Consider the following 22296-nt stretch of genomic DNA (forward strand, 5'->3'; position numbering starts at 1 on the left):
CAGAGAGAGATATGGCACCGCTGGATTCCCCCTCCATCTACTACTCGGCACGACGTTTTGACGCGGTCAACAGCATTGACCGTTCCCCCGCGAACACTGCGGATATTGTTGCTTCTGGCGCACTGATTTGGCGTATGCGCGATGGTGCGCTTGAGGTCCTGATCATTCACCGCCCTCGTTATGACGACTGGTCCTGGCCTAAGGGCAAGCAGGATCCGGGCGAGTCCCTTGCTGAGACCGCTATTCGTGAGATTCGCGAAGAGGTCGGTCTGCAGGTTGTTCTGGGTGTGCCCCTGGCGGTGACTTCCTACCCGGTGGGTGGCCGTCCGAAGGATGTTTTCTACTGGGCTGCTGAACTGCCCGACGGTGCCCGCGCCCTGGCGGATGAGGGTGAAGTGGATGAGCTGCGCTGGGTGACCACCGATGTGGCTCGCGCGCTGCTGACTAACCAGGATGACCTGGCACCCCTGGAATCCCTGGAGGCTCTGGCTGAGGCGGATGCGCTGCGCACCCGCCCGATTCTCATTGCCCGCCATGCGAAGGCTAAGCCTCGTTCGAACTGGGCTGCTGCTGAGGATGACCGTCCGCTCGCGGCGACCGGCAAGCGTCAGGCGTTGGCCTCTAGCCGTCTCTTTGCGGCGTGGGCTCCGAGCCGTATTATTTCTTCCCCGTGGCTGCGTTGCGTTCAGACCGTGACCCCGTACTCGGTGGATTATGGTGTGTCGGTGAAGGAGAAGAAGTCCCTGTCTGAGGCTGGCGCTCAGCGTCACCCGGCGCGTGTTGCCCGCACCGTGGCGTCGCTGTTCGATAAGGATTCTTCCTCCCTGCTGTGCACTCACCGCCCGGTGCTGCCCCAGGTGATGGATGTTCTGCGTGAGTACCTGTTTGAGGGTTCCGCGGAGGTTCTTCCGACTGAGGACCCGTACCTGGAGCCCGGCGATGCCCTGGTTCTGCAGGTGACCGAGGGCGATGACCCGCGTATTGTCTCGGTGGAGCGTGTACGCGCGGCTCTGGACTAGCGTCCATATCTTTTATCTTCTAACGGCGAGCGCGCTGGGCTTTATGCTCAGCGCGTATGCTCTACCTGCACCCCGTTTGCGGGTTTTACAATAGAGGGGCGGTTGCTTCTTTGCCGTCTCTCACGTCTACTGACAGGATTCAAGGTTTTTCTTATGACTCACGCAATCCCTACGCCCTATGAAGATCTTCTGCGCGAAATCCTCGAGGAGAACAAGGACGCCATTGCGGCGGATACGCAGCGTTCCGACCGTACCGGCACCGGCACCTTCGGTGTTTTCGGCCGTCAGATGCGTTTTGATCTGCGTGAGTCGTTCCCGCTGATTACCACCAAGCGCGTGCACTTCAAGTCGGTTGCTATTGAGCTGCTGTGGTTCCTGCGCGGTTCGTCGAATGTGCGCTGGTTGCAGGAGCGCGGCGTGACCATTTGGGATGAGTGGGCTGACGAGAACGGCGATTTGGGCCCGGTGTACGGCGTGCAGTGGCGTTCCTGGCCGACCCCCGATGGCGGCACGATTGACCAGATTGCGAAGGTCATTGAGTCGTTGAAGAACAACCCGAGCTCTCGCCGTCACATTGTTTCGGCATGGAACCCCGCCGAGGTGGATAGCATGGCGCTTCCGCCCTGCCACGCGCTGTTCCAGTTCTACGTGCACGAGCGCCCGGACGGAGTGAAGGAGCTGTCCTGCCAGCTGTACCAGCGTAGTGCCGACATGTTCCTGGGCGTGCCCTTCAACATCGCCTCCTACGCGTTGCTGACCTACCTGATTGCCGAAGAGGTCGGTATGGTACCGGGCGAGTTCATCTGGACCGGCGGCGACTGCCACATCTACTCGAACCACCTGGAGCAGGTGAAGAAGCAGCTGGGCTACGGCACCGACCCGGAGGGTAACCCCTACCCGCCGCGCGAACCGTACCCGTACCCGAAGCTCGTTATTAAAACCAAGAAGCCTTCTATTTTCGACTACGAGTACGAAGACTTTGAGCTGGTGGATTACAAGCACCACCCTGGTATTGCCGCCCCGATTGCGGTCTAACTGCAGGTAGTTCTAGGAGGCATGATGTATCGTCTGGGCGCTATTTGGACTCAAACCGATGCCGGCATCATTGGTCGTGACGGGGATATGCCCTGGTACGCTCCGGAGGATTTGGCGCACTTCAAGAAGGTAACGCTGGGTGCTCCGGTGATTATGGGTCGCCGCACGTGGGAGTCCCTTCCGCCGCGTTTCCGCCCCCTGCCGGGTCGTACGAATATTGTGATTAGCCGTTCTGTCTCTGAGGCTGAAGAGCGCGACGGAGCCCTGTGGGTTCCTTCACTGGATGCGGCGCTGTACGCGGCTCGTGACGCCGCGGGCGCGCCGGTTGAGGATACCCCCGCAGATGCTGCAGCAGTTGATGCCTGGATTATTGGCGGAGGCTCCGTGTACGCGGAGGCGCTCTCCCGCACCGACCTGCCCGCCTTCGGTCGGGTGGAGACGGTGGAGCGGACCCTCTTCTACTGCCAGGAGGGCAACGAGATTACCGGCGATACGCGAGCGCCCGAGCTGCAGCTTGCAGATTCTCAGGGTAACTGCGCGGCTGGCTCCCCGAACGGGTGCTGGCGGACGGTTTCCGAGAGCGCCTGGGAGAAGAGCGAGAAGGGCTACCTGCTCGATGAGTCGGGCACGAAGAACCCCATGTACTTCTCGTTCCAGCGGCTGGAACGTATCTAGCTCAAGCTTCCCGCGTTCACTCGCTAATATGGACGTACATTTCGAGCCTGCGGCTACTCCACCCGGAGTACCGCAGGCTTGAGTGTTTAATGCACCTCCCGGTGCCCCGGTAATGAGCCCCGCCTCTTCACACGGTATTCCGTTCCGAATATCAGATTTTTTGTACGGTGTTAGTCCGCGCCCGCCAGCCTGAGAGTACACTGGGAACCATGAACTTTAATCCCGGTGACTCTGTAGGTTTTGTTGGCTGGCGCGGCATGGTGGGCTCCGTCCTCATGAAGCGCATGGTTGAGGAAGGCGATTTCGAGGGCATTACCCCCGTCTTCTTCACTACCTCTAATGTTGGTGGCGCAGCGCCCACCTTCGACGGCGTAATTGAGCCGTCCGAACTGAAGGACGCATACGACATTGATGAGCTGCGTAAGCACTCGATTATTGTGACCGCTCAGGGCGGTAGCTACACCGAGGCTGTGCACCCGAAGCTGCGTGCGGCTGGCTGGGACGGCCTGTGGATTGACGCCGCATCCACCCTGCGCATGAACGATGACTCCATCATCGTGCTGGACCCCATCAACCGCGACGTTATCGACCGCGGCCTGGCATCCGGCGTGAAGGACTTCGTCGGCGGTAACTGCACCGTCTCCTGCCTGCTGATGGGTCTGGGCGGCCTCTTCAAGAACGACCTGGTCGAGTGGGCAACCTCCATGACCTACCAGGCTGCATCCGGCGGCGGTGCCCGCCACATGCGCGAGGTGCTCGCACAGTTCCGCGACCTGGGCAACGAGGTCTCCGAGGAGCTGAACGATCCCGCATCCGCAATTCTGGACATCGACCGCAAGATCCTTGCTAAGCAGCGCTCCGGTGAGCTGGATTCCTCCCAGTTCGGTGTGCCGCTCGCCGGCTCCCTGATTCCTTGGATCGACTCGGATCTGGGTAACGGTCAGTCCCGCGAAGAGTGGAAGGCTGAGGTTGAGACCAACAAGATTCTGGGCCGTTCCGAAGATGACAAGATCACCATGGACGGTCTGTGCGTCCGTATCGCTGCGATGCGCTCGCACTCTCAGGCGCTGACCATCAAGCTTAAGAAGGACCTGCCGCTCGAGGAGATTGAGCGCATCATCGCTGAGGACAACCCCTGGGTTCGCTTCGTGCCGAACGAGCGTGAGGCTTCCATGGAGCAGCTGACCCCCGTGGCTGCTTCCGGTTCTCTGGAAATTCCGGTTGGTCGCGTGCGTAAGCTTGCGATGGGCCCCGAGTACATTAGCGCGTTCACCGTGGGTGACCAGCTGCTGTGGGGTGCTGCTGAGCCGATTCGCCGTATGCTGCAGATTGCTATTGGCAAGCTCTAAAGCTCACTGACAAGCCTATATAGAAGCCCTCGCTACCATCCTTATCGGATGGGAGCGAGGGCTTCTGTGTCTAGGTATAGCTTACGCGGGCTGAGCGCGAGCCAGGTTAGCATTGGTTAGCGCTTGTTCTCGGCGGCGGCTTTGCGTTCTGCCTTACGTTCGGCTTTGCGTTCCTTACGTTGCTGTCGCCAGGCGCGGTAGCGGTACCAAGCGGTGAGCACCACGTGCTTCATGAAAATATTGGCGCGGCGTGCCCAGGTGAATTCGGTGCCCCAGATGCCCAGGCCGATGAAGATGAACAGCCAGCCGGGGCCGGGGGTGACGAGCATAATCAGTCCGGCGATAAAGCAGAAGGCGCCCACACCGATGACGAGGGGCTTGTAGAGATGACGCATGACCGGATGCGCGTGCATGCGCTCCTTGCGGGCTTCGAGCCAGCGGTGGAAACGACTGGTTTCGCTTTCCTTGACTTCATCTTCGAGGGTTTTCAGGGTTGGTCCTTCCAAACGTGCCGTAGGTGAGTTTCACCAGGCGGCGGTGGTTAGAGAATAGCACCTACCGCTGGGCGACGGCTGTGAAAGATTTCTTCATGTTGAGATTTTTCCGTCATCTTCAAAATTTTTTCGTTTCAATAGTGTTCAAGTCGAAAGTACCTTTATACACTGTAAAGGAACAATTCGCCCGGCACTATGCCTAAACACTAAGGAAGCGACCCACTACCGTGTCCTCCTCACGTCCCGCATCAACGGACTCACCCCGCACCAACGCTGCTGCACCCGCTGGTACCTCTGTGCCCGCTACTGAACGCAACGCCGCCCCGACTCTCAACGAACGCCTCGAAAACCTGCCCTTCACCCGCGCCCACGGCAAGCTCCTGGGCATCTCGGGTCTCGGCTGGGCGCTGGACGCCATGGACGTCGGCCTCATCTCCTTCGTCATGGCGGCACTCATCAAGGAATGGCAGCTCAGCCCCACCGAAGCTTCCTGGCTCGGATCCATCGGATTCGTCGGCATGGCGCTCGGCGCAACCTTCGGCGGTCTACTCGCCGATAAGCTCGGCCGCCGCTACATCTTCGCCCTCACCCTGCTGATTTACGGTCTGGCGACCGGCGCCTCCGCCCTGGCAACCTCCCTGGGTGTGCTGCTCGTCTTCCGTTTCCTGGTTGGTCTGGGTCTGGGCGCGGAACTTCCCGTGGCGTCCACCCTGATTTCTGAGTTCTCGCCGCGTGCTATTCGCGGGCGCGTCGTGGTCGCCCTGGAGGCTTTCTGGGCTCTGGGCTGGATCCTCGCCGCACTCATCGGTACCTTCGTCGTTCCGCAGGCGAACGGCTGGCGTTGGGCACTTGCCATCGGTCTGATTCCCGCCATCTACTCGCTCGTAATCCGTATGGGAACCCCCGAGTCCGTGCGCTTCCTGGAGTCGGTCGGCAAGCACGATCAAGCACGCCAGGTGGTCGAACGTTTCGAGGCCTCCCCCGCGCTCTTCTCCCGAACCAAGAAGCAGACCGAAGACGCTTCCGTACACGGTGCCGTAGAAAGTGCCGACAACGCAGAATCCGCGAAAATCCACTCCATCTGGGCTGCCGGTCAGCGCCGCAAGACCATCGCCCTGTGCGTCATCTGGTTCTGCATCAACCTCTCCTACTACGGCGCATTCATCTGGATTCCGGCGCTGCTGAACGCCCAGGGCTTCAGCCTCGTGAAGTCCTTCGCGTTCACGCTCATCATGACCCTCGCCCAGCTGCCCGGATACGCGGTCGCCGCCTACCTCATCGAAAAGTGGGGCCGACGCGCAACCCTGGCGACCTTCCTTCTCGGCTCCGCACTGGCGGCTGCTGGCTACGGCATGGCGCACTCCGAGGTATTCATTATCCTCGCCGGTTGCATGCTCTCCTTCTTCAACCTCGGCGCGTGGGGCGCCCTCTACGCCCTGAGCCCGGAGATCTTCCCGACCCACCTGCGCGGAACCGGCACCGGTGCCGCCGCCGGTATCGGCCGTATCGCCTCCATCGCGGCGCCGCTCATTGTGCCGCCGCTGGTCGCATTTGGTGGAACCCCGCTGCTCTTTACGCTCTTCTCCACCGCGTTCCTGGTAGCGGCAACCACCGTGTTCCTGCTGCCTGAACGCCGCGGCGAGTCCCTCTAACGAACCGCCCAGCCTACATGATGGGCTGTCCCTCCTGAACGCTTTTTCCGAGCAGTCAGAAGGGGCAGCTCATTTGTCATTTAAGCCCCCTATCCATGCGCCACAACCTCAAACTATGAGAGGATACGTTCTATGCTCGATTCCTTCCTCTCCAGCCCCTACCGCACAGAGTTCAGCCCCTGGCCCGTGAGCGAACACTACGCCACCGAACGTGCCGGCGGCGTGCCCGAAGCCATGCTGCTGCCGGGCGAACTCACCGTGCACCGTAGCGATGGGGCAAAAATGAGCTACTACCTGGACTGGCCCGAGGAATTCAACGAATACACCCGCGCAATCACCCTGCGCCCGCGTAGCAAGGACGGCTACCCGCAGGACTTTACGCTCAGCGTCGCCGTACGAGACGGCCAGGCTGTCTTCACCGCAACCGCCCTCAGCTTCTGGGAGCAGCGCGACGGCCGCCCCTACGACCGCGAGCCCATCGCCCGCGGCTACGTGGACGTCGCAGCCTACGAATCCTGCGAGGACTACGCAGGCAATTCCGCCGCGCCCGCCCTCATCGGCTGGGATATCGCAGACCTCTACCCTGCACGCATGGCGCTCATCCGCGCCCTCTGCGAAGGAATCGCCAGCAGCATCACAATGGGCACCCAAATCCTCGCGGACGGGCAGGTACAGGTCGACCACAAGGACGGGGATCTGCTCGCCCTACACGTAAACGCGATTAGCACCGTAGGCGGCATGGTCCGCGCCCTCATCATCGAACAGGACCGCGTACCCAGCGGCGTATCCACCGGCACCACTACTGGCGCCTCCGAGCGTGTCGACCTGCAGACGCGCGCCTACTACGCCAACGTGCTCTCCCCCGTTCCCGGCGAGTTCGGCAACCTTGTCTGGTCACACAGCGAGGACGCGGAATACTACCCCTACCGACCCACGCGCCATAAGCCGATTTTCCACGCCCCCAGCCCGCCGCAGAAGCTTCCCCTGGCGGTCCAGGTGTTGATGGAGCACCTGCCCGCCGCTCCCCTTGCGGCAACGCGCACAGCGCCCAAGCGCAGGCCTTACCTGCCGGGGCAGGTGCGCATCTTTTCCCCTCGCCACTAGCTCAGTGAGTCAATACAACGCTTCGGGCGGCCTCTGATACAGAGACCGCCCGAAGCGTTTATTCTGAAGCGTTTATTCTATGCGTCCTAGCGCTACGAGAAGCGAGAAGTTGAGCGTTTAGATTTCGCCGTTAACCACGACAGGCTCAGGAACCAGAGTCACACCAAAACGTTCACGCACGCCGTCGCGCACAGCGCGGGCGATAGCGAAGATGTCCTCAGCGGATGCGCCGCCGCGGTTCGTAATCGCCAGGGTGTGCTTGGTCGACAGGCTCGCACGGCCCTGAGCAATCTCGCGAGACTCACCCTCCAGACCGAAGCCCTTCTCGAAACCGGCGTGCTGAATCAGCCAAGCAGCCGAAAGCTTCACGTGATCGGGGTCCTCGACACCCGCGGTGAACGGGGAAGTCTTCACGACCACCGGGAAGTTCGGGGCGCCCTCCGGCAGGGAATCCAGGGTCGAGCGCGGAACGATCGGGTTGGTAAAGAAAGAACCGGTGGAGAAGGTGTCACGGTCCTCGGGGTTGAGCACCATGCCCTTGGAGCCGCGCAGCTCCAGCACCTTTTCGCGCACCAGGGCGGATTCGGCGCGCTGACCGGGCTCAACGCCCAGGCTCCTCGCCAACTCGGCGTAACGAATCGGGGAGGACAGGCTACCGAGGGTGAACTGGAAATCAACGGTCAGCACCACGTAACGGGGCGAGCCGTTGACGGTTGCGCGCTTGAGCACCGAGTCGCGGTAGCCGAAGCGCAGGTCTGCGCTCGCGAAGGTCTTCCGAGTGTTCTTTTCGCGGTCCCAGGTGCGTACGGAGGCGATGAACTCGCCCACCTCAACGCCGTATGCGCCGACGTTCTGCACGGGGGTTGCACCCACGGTGCCGGGAATGCCGGAGAGAGCCGCGGGGCCAACCCATTCGTTCTCGATGCTGAGCTTCACGAAGTCGTCCCAGATAGTGCCCGCCTGCACGCGCACGTTCGCGCCGCCGCATGCGGGGATGGGCAGAACCTCTACGCCTTCGGAGGCGATGTGCACGACGGTTCCGCTGAAGCCTTCGTCGGAAACCAGCAGGTTGGAGCCGCCGCCCACGATGAGGACGGGTTCGCCTGCGGCGTCTGCAGCGGAGACTGCTTCGATAATTTCTGCTTCGGAGGTGGCGCGGACGTAGGTCTTAGCGGGGCCGCCTACCTGGGCGGTGGTCAGTTCGCTCAACAGCTTTTCAGTCATAGGTTAAGAATACCGGTCGTTGTGCGGGGTCAACACCCGCCACGCGTTAAAGTCATGAAAACCTTATGGTGATTTTGCCTTCATTTTCCGGCGCGCCTTTCTCAGAAAAACGCAACTACCCCGCCGGTAAGCACACAAAAGCGGTGAGCGCGCGAAAGCCCCGGAACCACCGCATCGGGTAGCGCCGGGGCCTTCACATAGTTGCTTTCACACGGCTATCTGCAAGCACAGAAACTCTATACCGAGAGACGAACCACAGCCTGACTCTTCATCAGAACCTTCTGCTCCTTGCCTTCCTCGTCACGAGCGGTGACGGTCAGGTCAATGCGGGCGGTGCGCTCCTCCTCATTCAGGGCACCCACCTTACCGCTGATGGTCAGGGCGTTCGTGGGTGTGTCGGGGTTTTCGCCGCCGGGTGCATCCGCCACGGGAACGGGCTTGGTGAAGCGGGTCTGGTAGTCCACAATCGCGCCGGGGTCGCCCACCCAGTCGCTCACGAGCTGCACAGCGGTACCCATGGTCAGCATGCCGTGCGCAATCACGCCGGACAGACCCACCGACTGGGCAAAACGCTCATTCCAGTGAATCGGGTTGAAGTCACCCGAGGCGCCAGCGTAACGCACCAGCGAAGCGCGGGAGAGCTCCACGGTACGCGAACCGATTTCCTGGCCCTTTTCAATATCTTCAAAACGCACCATTAGTTCTCCTCCTCAGCACGAACCAGCAGGGAAGAAATGCAGGTGGTGACCGGCTCGCCCTGCGCGTCAACGATTTCTTCGCGGGTGGTCAGCATAGCACCGGCACCCATGACACGCACGGAGTCCACGTGAACTTCGGTGCGCAGCTCATCACCGGCAACAATGGGGCGGTGGTGGGTGAAGCGCTGGTCGGCGTGCACCACGCGGGAGAAATCAATACCGGCGGAATCGTCGTTGATGAGTGCCGCGTCGGCTGCCTGCGCCAGGATAATGGCGAAGGTCGGCGGGGCAATCACATCTGCGTACCCTGCCGCGCGGGCTGCCTCAACGTCGTGGTGGAGGGGGTTTTCTGCGTGAACTGCTCGGGCAAATTCGCGGATCTTTTCGCGGCCGACAACGTAGGTGTTCTCGGACGGGTAGACCCTGCCCACAATCTCAGGGTTAATGCTCATGGTTTCAGTCTACAGCTCTTGTGCACAGTGTTCAGCTTGGGCGCACAGAGTGGACGGCGCATCGAAGATTCAGAGGGCACTCGCGCAGTATTTCGTCGCATTATTTACCTGCTAGCGAAGGCACGCAATATGCCCCTACACTTCTCGCCCAGGCGAGAGTAGGCTGAACGGGTACCCACAATCTACTTCAGAAGGAAAACTTGTGTCTTCTAACGTAAAAATTTCGGTTCTCGACCTGATGCCGCACCGCCCCGACCAGCGTCAGCATCAGACCATGCTCAACACCATCGATGCGGCGCGCGCGGCTGAGTCCTACGGCTACGAGCGTTTCTGGGTCGCTGAGCACCATAACGCCGGTTCCCTGCTGTCCTCGGCAACCGTGGTGGTCATGGCTGAGATTGCCGCCGCCACTGAGCGTATTCGCGTGGGTTCGGGCGGCATCATGCTCCCCAACCACGCACCCTACGTGGTGGCGGAGCAGTTCGGCACCCTCAATGCCTTCCACCCCGGTCGTATTGACCTGGGTGTGGGCCGTGCGCCCGGCACCGACCCGATGACCGCCGCCGCCCTGCGCCGCGACGATTCTGCCGCCATGAGCTTCCCCGCCGAGGTGCAGCAGCTGCAGCGCTTCCTGGGCGAGCCCTCCCCCATGCACCGCGTGCACGCCATCCCCGGTCAGGGTTCGAAGGTACCCCTGTACATTCTGGGTTCCTCCCTGTTCGGCGCGCAGCTTGCCGCGCAGCTGGGTCTGCCCTACGCATTCGCTTCGCACTTCGCGCCCGCCATGCTGCAGGAGGCGGTGGATACCTACCGCGCGAACTTCAAGCCCTCCGAGCACCTGGAGCAGCCCTACGTCATGGTGGGTGCCAGCGCCATGCTCGCTGATACCGATGAGCGCGCACGCTACCTGTACACGAGCCAGCAGCAGCACTTCCTGGGCGTGGTGCGCGGCAATGTTTCTTTCGCGCCTCCCGTGGAGGATATGGACGCCGTCTGGACCGACGCAGAGAAGATGCACATTGAGCGCATGACCGCCGAGGCGATCGTGGGCTCCCCCGCCACCGCACAGGCCCGTATTGAGGACCTGGTGGCACGCACGGGCGCCGACGAGCTGATTGTCATGACCGAGGCGTGGGAGCACCAGGACCGCCTGCGCTCCTATGAGTTGCTGTCCCAGCTGCCGGTGGTAAGCCGCGCCTCCTAACGCTTTTGTAAGAGCATAAAGTCGAAGCCCCCGAGTTCTTCTCGGGGGCTTTGCTATACCCTGCATCGAGGCTCGGGGCTAAGGACCTGCAGAGCATCTGCAGGCCGGGTTTTGGGCGCAGAAAATTGGCAAACAAAAAAGCCTGCCTCCGAAGAGACAGGCTTATCTGAGCCCCGACCGGGAATCGATCCCGGGACCTCCATCTTACCAAGATGGCGCTCTACCACTGAGCTATCGGGGCGTAGCGGTGGACGGGCTCGATCCGTCGACCTCACGATTATGAGTCGTGCGCTCTAACCAGCTGAGCTACACCGCCACATCATTAATACGTGCTCTCGCATGAATTAATGAGAGAGCCCCGACCGGGAATCGATCCCGGGACCTCCATCTTACCAAGATGGCGCTCTACCACTGAGCTATCGGGGCAACAGGTAAAACTATACAGGTCTTCAAGAATGCTCGCAAGCGGAAAAGCTATGGCATACACCACATTTAAGGCGGTCTGGTTCAGGAGGAGCGCACCACCCGCCGGAGGTCACCTCGTCCCTCCCCCAAACGGGCCCCAAGCTCGCCCCAAGCTCGCCCCAGGCTCACCCTAGGCTCACTCTCGGGGAATACGACAAAGACCGGCAGGAGAGCTCATCACTCCCCTACCGGTCTTTGAGGCACGTTATAAGGCCGCCAGCTGATAGTCTCAGCAGCCCCTCATACCGCTAATCCAGGCTCAGCCGAAATCTTAGTAGCGCTTGCCACGGCCGCCGAAATCACGGCCACCGTCACGGTTACCGCGGTAGCCGCCATCGCGGCGGTTATCGCGACCGCCAAAGTCACGACCACCCTCGCGGTTGCCACGGTAGCCACCCTCACGGCGGTTATCACGGCCGCCGAAGTCGCGACCACCGAAGTCACGGTCATTGCGCTTGCCACCGAAATCGCGGCCGCCACGCTTGAAGTCGCGGTCGCCACCGAAGTCACGGCCACCGTCGCGGTTACCGCGGTAGCCACCCTCGCGGCGGCCACCTTCACGACGACCACCCTCGCGGCGATCGAAGTCGCGGAAACCGCCCTCACGACGACCACCGCCGAAGCCGCGGCCACCGCCGCCCTTGGGACCGTTGTCCTTGCGGATGTTGATGAACTCGCCAGCAATCTTGGTGTCGCGCAGGCGATCGAAGAAGTCGCGGGGCAGATCCTCGGGCAGGCCAACAATGGTGAAGTGCTGGCGAATGTCGATGGAGCCAATCTGGGAGCCCTTAATGCCACCCTCGTTAGCCAGCGCACCCACAATAGCGCCTGCGGTCACGCGGGAGGAACGGCCAACGTTCAGCTTGTAGTTGACCATGCCCTCGTCGTTGTGCGCGCGCTTTGCCTTACGGCCGCCGCGGTCCGAATCGTCGTCGGAGAAGGGGCGGGAGTTACGCGCGATGTCCTCTTCCTCATCCAGGAAGAACGGGCGACCCTGCTGGGCAATAACAGCCAGTGCGGCTGCGATGTCCTCAGCGGTGGTGTCGTGCTCGTTCTCGTAGTCCTCGATAATCTGGCGGAAGAAGCTCAGGTCCTCAGACTCGATGGTCTCGGTAATCTGCTGTGCGAAGCGCTGCTTACGGGTCTCGTTCACTGCCTCTGCGGTGGGCATGTGCATCGGCTCGACCTTCTGGCGGGTTGCCTTCTCAATCTGACGCAGCATGTACTTCTCACGCGGGGTGACGAAGAGGATTGCGGCACCTTCGCGGCCTGCACGGCCGGTACGACCGATGCGGTGCACGTAGGACTCAGTGTCGTGGGGGATGTCGTAGTTGACGACCAGGGAGATACGCTCAACGTCCAGGCCACGTGCAGCCACGTCGGTTGCAACGAGGATGTCGATGCGACCGTCACGCAGGGCGTCAACGGTGCGCTCACGCAGCTGCTGGGGGATGTCACCGTTAATCGCTGCTGCCGCGAAACCGCGTGCCTTCAGCTTGTCGGCAACTTCCTCGGTTTCCTTCTTGGTGCGCACGAAGACGATGATGCCGTCGTAGTTCTCAACCTCGAGCACGCGGGTCATTGCGTCCAGCTTGTGGGAGTGCATGACCTGCATGTAGCGCTGGGAGATATTTGCGCTGGTGGTGGTCTTTGCCTTGACGCGGACCTCGACGGGGTCGTTCAGGTACTGCTGAGCGATCTTGCGGATCGAGTTGGGCATGGTTGCGGAGAAGAGGGCAACCTGCTTGCTGTCGGGGGTGCCTTCGAGGATCTTCTCCACGTCTTCGGCGAAGCCCATGCGCAGCATTTCGTCTGCCTCGTCCAGTACCAGGTACTGCAAGTTGGACAGGTCCAGGGAGCCCTTTTCGAGGTGGTCAATCACGCGGCCGGGGGTACCGACGACGACCTGCGCACCGCGGCGCAGACCGGCCAGCTGCGGGCCGTAGGGGGAGCCACCGTAGATGGGCAGGACGGTGAAGTCCTCCATGTGGGTTGCGTAGGAGGAGAAGGCTTCTGCGACCTGCAGAGCCAGCTCACGGGTGGGTGCCAGCACCAGAACCTGGGTATCGCGGGAGACGCCGTTAATGTCGGCAAGTTCAGCCATGCGGGACAGTGCCGGCAGCGCGAATGCTGCGGTCTTACCGGTACCGGTCTGTGCCAGACCGACCACGTCGTGGCCTTCGAGCAGCAGGGGGATGGTCTGTTCCTGAATGGGGGACGGCTTCTCGTAGCCGACCTCTTCCAGCGCTGCCAGGACGCGTGCGTCCAGGCCCAGGTCGGTGAAGCGTACGCCTTCTTCTTCAGCCTTTTCGGCGGGTGCTTCTGCGGCAGTCTCTTCTGCAGCGGTTTCTGCAGATGCTTCTGCGGTGGTTTCTTCTGCTTCTACAGCAGGGCTCTCAACGGTGTTCTCGGTGATGTTCTCAGTGGTCACAACGGTCTCTGCCTCGGCGTTCAGTTCGGCCGGGGTAGCAGTATTCTCAGTCAATTTTTCCTCTATACGGTAGGGGTGGATAGCGCACGCTTTTCGGCGCTTACCGGGTGTCCCCTTCACGGCCCAGCCACACATCATCCCCTGGGGAGTAGAGCATCCAGGGGGCCTCCGTTACCGGCGCATTCTGCAGAGGTATTCTGCGGATGCTGCGGGTAGCGGCTTTTGCTGGGGGTGGTCTTGAATTTCTCGGCACATTATCCGCACACCTGGTCGTACTCTGCGCTCAGCGCACAGTAGTCCCCGTATTTCAGGGGTGTACAGGGTGGGTAATGCTCACATGCAATGTCACGTATTCCTGGTGATTCGCCTTCCCGCTCTACGGCGGTGGTGTGTCTGTTACAGCAGACGCAGCAAAGACGCTGGACCAGAGATCGTTAAGAGAAGCCCTCGTGAGCGGTGTGAACCGCAATTTTGTGGGGCGTATCAATCGGTGATGGTGAGTACGGCGCACCTACAATTCCAGCACCACCTTGGGTGCCGGGTGCGCACAAGACCTTCATCGGGGGTTCCCGTGTTCTATCCAGTGTACAGTAGGGTCCCCGCCTGGGCTATAAAAAGGTGCTTAAAACCTCATCTCTTAAAGGCGAGCACCCACCCTCACTTTCGGAGGGTGGGTGCTCATTGAGAAGTTAAACCGAAGGGCTAGTCTACGCGTCGCACAATATCAATCGTGCCGACGGTCGCGTACTTAGCGTAGGAGTGGCCGTAGCGGTCAGCCGCGTACTGTGCGGCGTTGGTCGGCGGGTTGCCGCCCCAGGAGTTGCTCTTGCGGTCAATGACCACGTAGTCGGGGGCGGGTTCGCCGGTGTGGCCGATCCAGTAGACGGTGCGGCCGGGAATCAGCTGGGTCAGAATCGACAGGTCAGATGCGACCGTTACCCCTTCGGGCACCTTCTGCACGGCGTCCTGCTTCATCTGGTCGGTGGTGGTCAGCGCGGAGGCGGTGAACTGTGCGTTACCCAGGGACGCGAGGGGCTGCTGGGAACCAGCAACGAAGATCGGGGACGCAGCCAGCAGGAGCGCCACGGCGGGCAGAACCCATACGGGCATGCGGCGCGCCAGAGTGGTCAGGCGGCCGGGGGCAGCGGGTGCGGCAGGTTCCTGAGTGGAGGCGCTATCGGTTGCGCGCGCGGCCGAGCGTACCGGAATTGCGGCGGGGACCACGCCGTACCGCACACGCAGGACGGCGTCCAGCAGGGCGAGGAAGACGACCGGCATGAGCACGAGCGAGTAGTGCCAGGTGCTTGCCCAGTAGGACTCCATGGTGGAGAGCAGTCGCCAGGCGAGGGTCGGCAGGGCAATTGCCGCCAGCGGTGAAATGACCCAGAGGAGCGCACCGGTCATCAGGAGCAGTCCGAGGGTTGCCAGTTTGGTGTTGTTACCGAGCATCTGCAGGACCGAGCCGAAGGGGTCGCCCAGGGCTGCGGAGAAGTTCACCTTGTCGGCATAGTCGAAGTTACCGCCGCTATTGAAGTAGGGCAGAATCACGTAGATGGCGACGGCGGACCAGAACACACCCCAGATCATGACCATGGTGGATTCTGCGACGGCGGGGGTACGTGCCCAGGAGGAGTAGAGCTGCTGCATGCGGGTGCGCATGGGGGCGGGGGTACCTGCGGAGAGGCGCGGCATCAGAATGTCGACGGCGGTGCTCAGCCAGCCGGTGCGGATAAAGATAATGAGGCCGATAGCTGCGACGGTGATACCCATATCTTCTTTGACGAAGGCGATAGGCAGGGACCACCAGCAGGCGTATGCGAGGTAGCGGGCGCGTTCGGTGCCGCTCACACGCGAGGCGAGCACCAGGTAGCCGAGGCTCATGGCGAGCAGCGGCACGGCGAAGGCGACCTCATGGAATTGGGCGGCAATGGCCTGCTGAACGCCGAAGCTGAGGGCAAAGCCGGCGCCGAGTAGCAGACCGGTAATGGTGGGGATAACGCCCCGATACTTTGCGGGCTTGGCGTTCTGAGCGGGTTCAGCGGTACCGGTCGTAGCGAGTTCAGCTTTCTGACCGAGCGCGAAGGCACGCTGAGTAAAACGCACAATCGCGAAGCTTGCGAAAGCGACCAGGGCGTTCTGCACGACCAGTAGCGTGGTCGGTGAAGGGAACAGCGCGTAGACGGGACCGAGGAGCACCAGAATCGGGTGGAAGTGGTCGCCCCAGAGGTTAAAGTCGGGCCCCTTAATGGGCACGATGGGCACGGAGAAGTGCGAGTACGCCTGCGCCATCTGGGTGAAGATTGCCAGGTCCCAGGAGGGGGTCACCCAGTGCTTCATCTGCTGAAGCGAGTAGTAGGTGTACAGCGCCATAACGGCGGCGGCGAGGAGCAGACCGGGCAGAAGTTCGAGAGGGCGGATGCTCTTGACGCGCTCAGCGAAGGACTGACGCGGCTTTTTCTGGGTACGCTGGCGGCGCGCGCCTGTGGCGGTGCCGTTCTTCTCAGGTGCGTCAGTTATCGAGGGTGCGTCATGTGCTTCCGGTGCCATAGGCGTCCTTCTCTCGGGGTGTATATCCGGGCTGTAGGCGCCCTTGTGAGCGGGGCGGAACGCATCGTCGCCTGTATGGTAGCGACTGCCGCATTCGTTCTTGCTCTACTTTAGGGTATCGCATTAGCGGTGTACCTGCCCCGCCGCGTATTTCTATCGCCCGAACTGGTGGTCATAGGTTGGTGGCACCTAGTCAATGAGGGAATAGACTGGTGGGGTGAGTACGATTCCTCCTGCATCCCCGAATGACCGCACCGAGGCGGGTGTTCGGCGCGCCCGGCATCCCCTAGCGGCGGCTGGTGTGCCCTATGCGCCAGCGCTCGCGGGCGTTCTTCAGGAACCTGGCGTTCTTTACCAGCCGCGCGTTCAGGTTCGTACTCTCTCCCCCGCTACTTCGATTCTTCCGGGGGCTCTGGCTCCCGAGGCGTGCGAGGTTGTGATTGAGCCGCAGGTTCCGGTGCAGTTGGCGCAGACTTTGGGGTCGTTGCGCCGCGGTGCTCAGGATCTTTCGTATCGTGCGCTAAGCCGCGCGGATGGTGCCGAACGAATCTGGTTGACGGCCCGCACACCCTTTCACGAGTTCCCTGCGGTGCTGTACGCCGAACGTTTGGCGCAACCAGCCGAGCTTCCCGAGTCTCTCCCCTCCCTGCACCGTCTACTGATGCGCCCGGTGCGTATTCGCATCTGGGTTTCCTACACCGCCGCCGACCAGCAGGTGCAGGCGCGATCCGACCTTCAGGCGCTGGCGCAGGAAATGACGTACTGGCTGGGATTGCACGACCCCGCCGAACAGTTCGGTGACCTCCCCTCTTTTGAGGCTCTTCCGCCGCGTATTCAGCAGGCGTGGCGGCAGAATCCGGGTCTTCGCCTCAGCGCCTCCGGGCAGCTGGACCGGCAGATGCTCAACGCTATTGTGGAGCAGCGCATCACCCAGACCGAGGCGTTCAGAACCCTGGGCTGGGTTCTGCGAAAGTACGGCTCCGCCGCCCCGTCGACCGGGTTGGGGCATCAGCCGGAGGGGATGCGCGTCTACCCCACCGCCCGGACCCTGGCAACAATTCCTACCTGGGATTGGCATCGTGCGGGCGTGGATAAAAGCCGCTACGACGCCGTGTACGCCTACGCCCGTTCCGCCGAGTCTCTCAAAAATATCGCAGCAAGCGGGGACATCGCGTTACTGGCGCGGAGCCTACACACGGTGCGCGGGGTGGGCCCGTGGAGCATTTCTGAAGCTCTGCAGCGCGTATGCGGACACCCGGACGCCATTAGCGTGGGCGACTACCACCTGGCGCAAGCGGTCGGCGAGCTGTTCACCGGCAAGCGCACCGACGATGCGGGCATGCTCGCCCTGCTCGCACCCTACAGCCTGCATCGGCAACGTCTGGTGCGGCTCATGCACGCCTCGGGTTTCTCAAAGCAGCGCTACGGGGCGCGCATGACTATCGAGGACCATCGCGACCGCTAACGCACCCTAACGAGGTTAAAAGGGACGGGGCGCCCCAGCCGGTTATACCGGCGGGTGCGCCCCGTTCAAGCTCTTTTGTGGTGGTGAGCTTACTTCTTCTCTGCAGAGCCTTCTGCTGCTGCGATTTCTGCACGGACCTTGTCCATGTCGAGCTCGCGGATCGAACCAATCACGGTCTCCAGCTGGTCTTCGCGCAGTGCGCCAGCCTGCTGGTAAACCAGGATACCGCCACGGAAGCCCATGATGGTGGGGATGGAGGTGATGCCTGCTGCCTGAGCGAGCTGGCCCTGGTCCTCGGTGTCGACCTTACCGAAAACGATGTCGGTGTGCTTCTCCGAAGCCGCCTCGTAGACGGGGGAGAACTGCTTGCAGGGACCGCACCAGTCTGCCCAGAAGTCCAGGAAGACGATGTCGTTGCTCTCGACGGTAGCAGTCAGGTTCTGCTGAGTAATTTCAATAGTAGCCATGAGATAAAGCTACACCCTCTAGACCCCAATCGCGAATTGTTCGCCCTGGGATTCAAACATTGTGAAAGATATGACAACTTACCGTCATAGTTGGCTCTTTCCGCGGCTAATTCTGCCGGTTCACGGGCGTGTCGCGGAGGCGCCTGTGAAGGCTCCTGTAACCGATTATGGAGGTGCCCTACCCGGCAGTCGAAAGCCCCGCTAGAGTTTTATAGGAAAGCCCCGACTGAGGAGCCCCAGCCGAGAAGCTCAACGGGGACTATGCTCAGCAGGGCTGAGCCTCGCCTCCCTTGGGTTTGGAAACCGGTTTTAGATACACAAAAGCCCGGTTACTTTCGTAACCGGGCTATTTGTGGCAGGTGAGGGATTCGAACCCCCGTAGGCAGTGCCAGCTGATTTACAGTCAGCCCCCTTTGGCCGCTCGGGTAACCTGCCGCCTAGCTAGGTGCTAGTTGCTCGCTCACGCGAACAGAGACTACTCTACAGCAGTTTTGGGGACTTGTACACTTCACGCAGGGTTTTGTGACGAAGGTTATATTTCTGGTTGTATATATCGTTTCTCACCACTCAAGAACCTCAAGAGCCAAGAGCACTGGCGCGCCGTGCATCCATATCTATCGCACATATCTATTGCAGCGCCCGCGCTCTCACCTCACGAATAAAACCGTGAATAAAGCCACCGCCTACAGCAGTTTTAGAAGGAGCGGGAAGGAGTATCGCCGTCCTGCTCCAGCAGAAGCACAATCTCCAGGTGCTCCAGGTAGCGGCGCGCCTGCTCCACGGTGCACATGTCACCGGCAATCTCACGCTCCAGGTCACGGCGAACACCGCGGAAACGTGCCACCAGCGAAGGTTCCGTCAGAGTGATACCAATGCCCTCAAAGGGAGAAGGCTCATCTTCCTCCTTGTGCAGGTCAAGGTGAATATCGTGGTGGTCAGATTCGTTGAGACGCTCAGCCTCAGGAATACCCTCGGGCTCAGCGCCCAGAGAGGTATGCAGATCGATAAAAAGGAGGGTTTGCAGGTCGCGAGCTTCCTCGCTCGTGCGCAGGTCCGTTGCGGACAGGTTAGGAGTGGTCATATTTCTATTGTCCTCTTTTAAGGTTAGTGGCGCCTGTAAAACAGGCCCGTATTTCTGATAGTTAGCTGTGAACAAGAGCCCCAACCCGGTAGGCTAGTACTAACCGGTGCCAGTAGCACCTCATTCACGAAAGGAAAGCCCATGGCTAGCGAATCGTCATTCGACATTGTGTCCAAGGTGGACAAGCAGGAAGTTTCCAACGCACTGCACCAGGCGCAGAAGGAAATCTCCCAGCGTTACGACTTCCGCGGCGTTGGTGCAGAAATCGACTACTCCGGCGACAAGATCCTCATCAAGGCAAACGCCGAAGAGCGCGCCCTGGCTGTGCTGGACGTCTTCCAGTCCAAGCTGGTCAAGCGCGGCATCTCCCTGAAGTCCCTGGACTCCGGCAAGCCCTACGCATCCGGCAAGGAAACCCGCATCGAGTGCTCCATCAAGGAAGGCATCGCGCAGGACCAGGCGAAGAAGATTTCCAAGATGATTCGCGAAGAGGGCCCCAAGGGCGTGAAGGCGAACATCCAGGGCGACGAACTGCGCGTCTCCTCCAAGTCCCGCGATGACCTGCAGGAAGTTATCGCAATGCTCAAGTCCGCTGACCTTGAGGTTGACCTGCAGTTCGTCAACTACCGCTAAGCGCAGGCACTCCCCCGCCCCGCGATGGGTGAGGGAGGCGGTTAGAAGCCGAAATGCAAAATCCTCGGGGTGACTACTTCCACAGTAGCCACCCCGAGGATTTTTTGTCTACCAGCCCGTCATCGCGGGTCACAATCGTCACGCCGAGTCATATTCATACCCGGATAGTGCAAACAGAGAAAAGACTTAGTACTGACCCATCTCACGAGCCTGCTGCTGCAGGCGCGCAATACGCTGATCCATCGGCGGGTGAGTCGAGAGCATGTTCTTCAGCGAACCGAAGGGGTTCGCAATCATCATGGCGCTCGCCGCCTCAGTGTTGCGGTTGTTCGGGTCCATCGGATACATGGACACGCCGCTTTCCAGCTTGTTCAGTGCCGAAGCCAGAGCCAGCGGGTCGCCGGTCAGACGTGCGCCGTCCTCGTCGGCATCAAATTCACGAGTGCGGCTAATAGCCATCTGAATAACCTGCGTAGCAATGGGAGCCAGCATGGCAACCACGAACATGGCGAGGGGGTTCGAGCGTTCACCGTCACGGCTGGAACCGCCGAACATCGCGCCAAACGAAAGAATCTGAGCAATCGTACCGATGATGGAGGCGATACCCGCCGCCACGGAGGAGGTCAGAATATCGCGGTTGTACACGTGCATCAGCTCGTGGCCGAGCACGCCGCGCATCTCGCGCTCATCCAGCAGCTGCAGAATACCCTCGGTGCAGCACACCGCGGCGTTCTGCGGGTTACGACCGGTCGCGAACGCATTCGGGGTCATGGTCGGTGCCACGTAAAGGGCGGGCATGGGCTGACCCGCACGGGAGGACAGCTCCTCCACAATGTCGTAGAGCACCGGGACCTCTTCACGGCTCACCGGGTACGCATTCATGGAGCGCAGGGCGAGCTTATCGGAGTTCCAGTAGGTGTACGCGACCGAACCCAAGCTAAACAGGCCCATAACCCAGATAAAAATGGAGGTGCGGAAAGTCGCCGAAAGCAGGCCACCGATGAGCAGCATCATGCCCACCATGGAGCCCATCAGCAGGGCAGTTTTCAGTCCATTGTTATGGCTGTGCATGGGTATCCTCCTAAGCGAATAGGTCAGTGCGTACAGTGTGTACTTGACTCTATAGAATACGTGCAAGCACCCGCGGGCGCACCTTATGGCGCGCGGATTCACCCAGAGCGTCACCCATGCGCCAAAAGCTCAAAAAGGATTAGGGAATAGCACCAGGGATATTCACCAGGGGCACCTGCTCCATCACCTGCGCAGTAGCAGTCGGAAAAATACCCAACAGCAGAATCGTGCCGTAAGCACCCAGAAAAAGAATGAAGAGCAGGCCGAGCATCAGCTGACCCTCCAAATCAAAACCGGTAGTGGTGCTACGGTACTGGCCGTAAATCACCGGGGTCACGATGGGCACACCAAAGAGCAGAATCATCAGCAGAATGTAGATGGGGTTTGTGAAGTCGTACACCATGACCCTATCCTCCTTGATGGTGATCGCCGGTGCGGGTTACTCTAGGTTCTTTGATTGTACGGCATCTCTTCACACCCGAGGCCGGGGTGAGGAGGGGCGCCACAGAGTGGATGAAAGGGATGCCCTGCCGGCTTATTATGAGCTTTTCATAAAATAATGATGAATTTCTCATAATAATGTGTAGACTTAAACCTATGACCGACGCAAAGACAACCTCCGATACGAAGAAGACCCAGAACCCAGACCATCACAACACCGGTTGCGCCCACACCACCGGTCTGCCCCTGCTCTCCACAATGAGCCCCGAACAGCTCGAAGAAGCATGGACCACCGGTCTGCGCACCAAGGGCCGCCGCGTCACCAAGCAGCGCCTCGCCGTACTCCACGCAGTGCAGGAACACCCGCACTCCACCGCCGACACCATCGTGCAGGCAGTCCGCGAGCGCATCCCCGCCATCACGGTTCAGTCGGTCTACGTCATTCTTGCCGATCTGACCGATATCGACCTGCTGCGTAAGTTCGAGCCGCCGGGAACCCCCGCCCTCTACGAAACCCGCACGGGCGACAACCACCACCACGCCTTCTGCGTACGCTGCGGCAAGGTCGAAGACGTAGACTGCGCGGTTGGCTCTGCACCCTGCCTGACCCCCAGCGATTTTCACGGCATGGCGCTCTTCAGCGCAGACGTGCTCTACCAGGGCGTGTGCGTAGACTGCCAGACCGAGCAGGAGGCGGAACTCGCCCGCTCCCAGCAGGAGGCGGCAGCGCGCATCCTGGCGGCGTAACCCTATAGCCCCGGGAGTCTCGGGCAGGCTCGGTCATGAGCG

Annotated in this window: 20 protein-coding genes and 4 tRNA genes; 10 read left to right on the forward strand and 14 right to left on the reverse strand. The window is 61.0% G+C overall.

Translation table 11 applies throughout. From position 1 onward, the window contains the following. Positions 1-11: 11 nt before the first annotated feature. From AB8C10_RS03170 to asd, 4 genes are all read left to right on the forward strand, one after another. Positions 12-1019, forward strand: coding sequence for an NUDIX hydrolase (locus AB8C10_RS03170; RefSeq protein ID WP_049353364.1), 1008 nt, complete (start codon positions 12-14; stop codon positions 1017-1019). Positions 1020-1172: 153 nt separating this feature from the next. After that, positions 1173-2054 carry a thymidylate synthase gene (locus AB8C10_RS03175; protein WP_368866808.1) on the forward strand — a complete coding sequence of 294 codons (882 nt, stop codon included), beginning with the start codon at positions 1173-1175 and terminating at the stop codon, positions 2052-2054. 24 nt (positions 2055-2078) lie between these two features. Next, positions 2079-2729, forward strand: a complete 651-nt coding sequence (locus AB8C10_RS03180; protein WP_368866820.1) for a dihydrofolate reductase — start codon at positions 2079-2081, stop codon at positions 2727-2729. Between the two features lie 209 nt (positions 2730-2938). After that, a complete protein-coding gene (asd, locus tag AB8C10_RS03185; RefSeq protein WP_049341081.1) occupies positions 2939-4078 on the forward strand; it encodes an aspartate-semialdehyde dehydrogenase in 1140 nt (379 codons plus the stop codon). Between the two features lie 116 nt (positions 4079-4194). Here the strand turns inward: asd and AB8C10_RS03190 are convergent, their stop codons facing one another. Further along, a complete protein-coding gene (locus tag AB8C10_RS03190; protein WP_368866809.1) occupies positions 4195-4584 on the reverse strand; it encodes a PGPGW domain-containing protein in 390 nt (129 codons plus the stop codon). Positions 4585-4799: 215 nt separating this feature from the next. Here AB8C10_RS03190 and AB8C10_RS03195 point away from each other — a divergent pair, with 215 nt between their 5' ends. Then, complete coding sequence (locus tag AB8C10_RS03195) at positions 4800-6224, forward strand: MFS transporter (RefSeq protein WP_368866810.1); 1425 nt, start codon at positions 4800-4802, stop codon at positions 6222-6224. A gap of 132 nt (positions 6225-6356) precedes the next feature. Continuing rightward, complete coding sequence (locus tag AB8C10_RS03200) at positions 6357-7328, forward strand: histidine kinase (protein ID WP_368866811.1); 972 nt, start codon at positions 6357-6359, stop codon at positions 7326-7328. 117 nt (positions 7329-7445) lie between these two features. Here AB8C10_RS03200 and AB8C10_RS03205 read toward each other — a convergent pair whose 3' ends face one another. From AB8C10_RS03205 to AB8C10_RS03215, 3 genes are all read right to left on the reverse strand, one after another. Beyond that, the gene (locus AB8C10_RS03205) at positions 7446-8552 is read right to left on the reverse strand and encodes a UDP-N-acetylmuramate dehydrogenase (RefSeq protein WP_070677556.1); all 1107 of its coding nucleotides are present in this window, start codon (positions 8550-8552) and stop codon (positions 7446-7448) included. A gap of 236 nt (positions 8553-8788) precedes the next feature. Beyond that, positions 8789-9250: a MaoC family dehydratase gene (locus tag AB8C10_RS03210; RefSeq protein WP_368866812.1), complete on the reverse strand. Its 462-nt coding sequence runs from the start codon at positions 9248-9250 to the stop codon at positions 8789-8791. Beyond that, on the reverse strand, positions 9250-9702 hold the full coding sequence (locus tag AB8C10_RS03215) for a MaoC family dehydratase N-terminal domain-containing protein (protein ID WP_005504824.1): 453 nt from the start codon (positions 9700-9702) through the stop codon (positions 9250-9252). The genes AB8C10_RS03210 and AB8C10_RS03215 overlap by 1 nt, the downstream gene beginning before the upstream one ends. 202 nt (positions 9703-9904) lie before the next feature. Here AB8C10_RS03215 and AB8C10_RS03220 point away from each other — a divergent pair, with 202 nt between their 5' ends. Then, positions 9905-10906, forward strand: coding sequence for an LLM class flavin-dependent oxidoreductase (locus tag AB8C10_RS03220; protein WP_368866813.1), 1002 nt, complete (start codon positions 9905-9907; stop codon positions 10904-10906). A 169-nt stretch (positions 10907-11075) separates the two neighbouring features. Here AB8C10_RS03220 and AB8C10_RS03225 read toward each other — a convergent pair. The 5 genes from AB8C10_RS03225 to AB8C10_RS03245 form a co-directional block, all read right to left on the reverse strand. Continuing rightward, positions 11076-11147 (reverse strand) — tRNA-Thr (locus tag AB8C10_RS03225). Position 11148: 1 nt separating this feature from the next. Next, positions 11149-11222 (reverse strand) — tRNA-Met (locus tag AB8C10_RS03230). A 38-nt stretch (positions 11223-11260) separates the two neighbouring features. Beyond that, positions 11261-11332: transfer RNA gene (locus AB8C10_RS03235), tRNA-Thr, on the reverse strand. Positions 11333-11642: 310 nt separating this feature from the next. Further along, positions 11643-13856, reverse strand: a complete 2214-nt coding sequence (locus tag AB8C10_RS03240) for a DEAD/DEAH box helicase (protein WP_368866814.1) — start codon at positions 13854-13856, stop codon at positions 11643-11645. A gap of 648 nt (positions 13857-14504) precedes the next feature. Next, on the reverse strand, positions 14505-16349 hold the full coding sequence (locus tag AB8C10_RS03245; RefSeq protein ID WP_296545031.1) for a DUF2079 domain-containing protein: 1845 nt from the start codon (positions 16347-16349) through the stop codon (positions 14505-14507). Between the two features lie 217 nt (positions 16350-16566). On the opposite strand from AB8C10_RS03245, the gene AB8C10_RS03250 reads away from it, so the two are divergent. Further along, positions 16567-17814 carry a DNA-3-methyladenine glycosylase gene (locus AB8C10_RS03250; protein ID WP_368866815.1) on the forward strand — a complete coding sequence of 416 codons (1248 nt, stop codon included), beginning with the start codon at positions 16567-16569 and terminating at the stop codon, positions 17812-17814. A gap of 89 nt (positions 17815-17903) precedes the next feature. Here the strand turns inward: AB8C10_RS03250 and AB8C10_RS03255 are convergent, their stop codons facing one another. The 3 genes from AB8C10_RS03255 to AB8C10_RS03265 form a co-directional block, all read right to left on the reverse strand. Next, complete coding sequence (locus AB8C10_RS03255) at positions 17904-18281, reverse strand: thioredoxin family protein (protein ID WP_049353817.1); 378 nt, start codon at positions 18279-18281, stop codon at positions 17904-17906. Positions 18282-18634: 353 nt separating this feature from the next. After that, a tRNA-Tyr gene (locus tag AB8C10_RS03260) sits at positions 18635-18716 on the reverse strand. Between the two features lie 259 nt (positions 18717-18975). Beyond that, a complete protein-coding gene (locus tag AB8C10_RS03265; RefSeq protein ID WP_368866816.1) occupies positions 18976-19362 on the reverse strand; it encodes a hypothetical protein in 387 nt (128 codons plus the stop codon). A gap of 141 nt (positions 19363-19503) precedes the next feature. Between AB8C10_RS03265 and AB8C10_RS03270 the strand changes: the two genes are divergently transcribed. Next, positions 19504-19995, forward strand: a complete 492-nt coding sequence (locus AB8C10_RS03270) for a YajQ family cyclic di-GMP-binding protein (protein WP_005508322.1) — start codon at positions 19504-19506, stop codon at positions 19993-19995. 186 nt (positions 19996-20181) lie between these two features. Here the strand turns inward: AB8C10_RS03270 and htpX are convergent, their stop codons facing one another. Both htpX and AB8C10_RS03280 read right to left on the reverse strand, forming a co-directional pair. Continuing rightward, the gene (gene htpX, locus AB8C10_RS03275) at positions 20182-21066 is read right to left on the reverse strand and encodes a zinc metalloprotease HtpX (protein WP_368866817.1); all 885 of its coding nucleotides are present in this window, start codon (positions 21064-21066) and stop codon (positions 20182-20184) included. Positions 21067-21205: 139 nt separating this feature from the next. After that, a complete protein-coding gene (locus tag AB8C10_RS03280) occupies positions 21206-21469 on the reverse strand; it encodes a hypothetical protein (protein ID WP_368866818.1) in 264 nt (87 codons plus the stop codon). A 194-nt stretch (positions 21470-21663) separates the two neighbouring features. Here AB8C10_RS03280 and AB8C10_RS03285 point away from each other — a divergent pair, with 194 nt between their 5' ends. Beyond that, positions 21664-22254, forward strand: a complete 591-nt coding sequence (locus tag AB8C10_RS03285; RefSeq protein ID WP_368866819.1) for a Fur family transcriptional regulator — start codon at positions 21664-21666, stop codon at positions 22252-22254. Positions 22255-22296 lie beyond the last annotated feature (42 nt).

This window comes from Rothia mucilaginosa (genome assembly GCF_964210535.1).
GTDB classification, from domain to species: domain Bacteria; phylum Actinomycetota; class Actinomycetes; order Actinomycetales; family Micrococcaceae; genus Rothia; species Rothia mucilaginosa_F.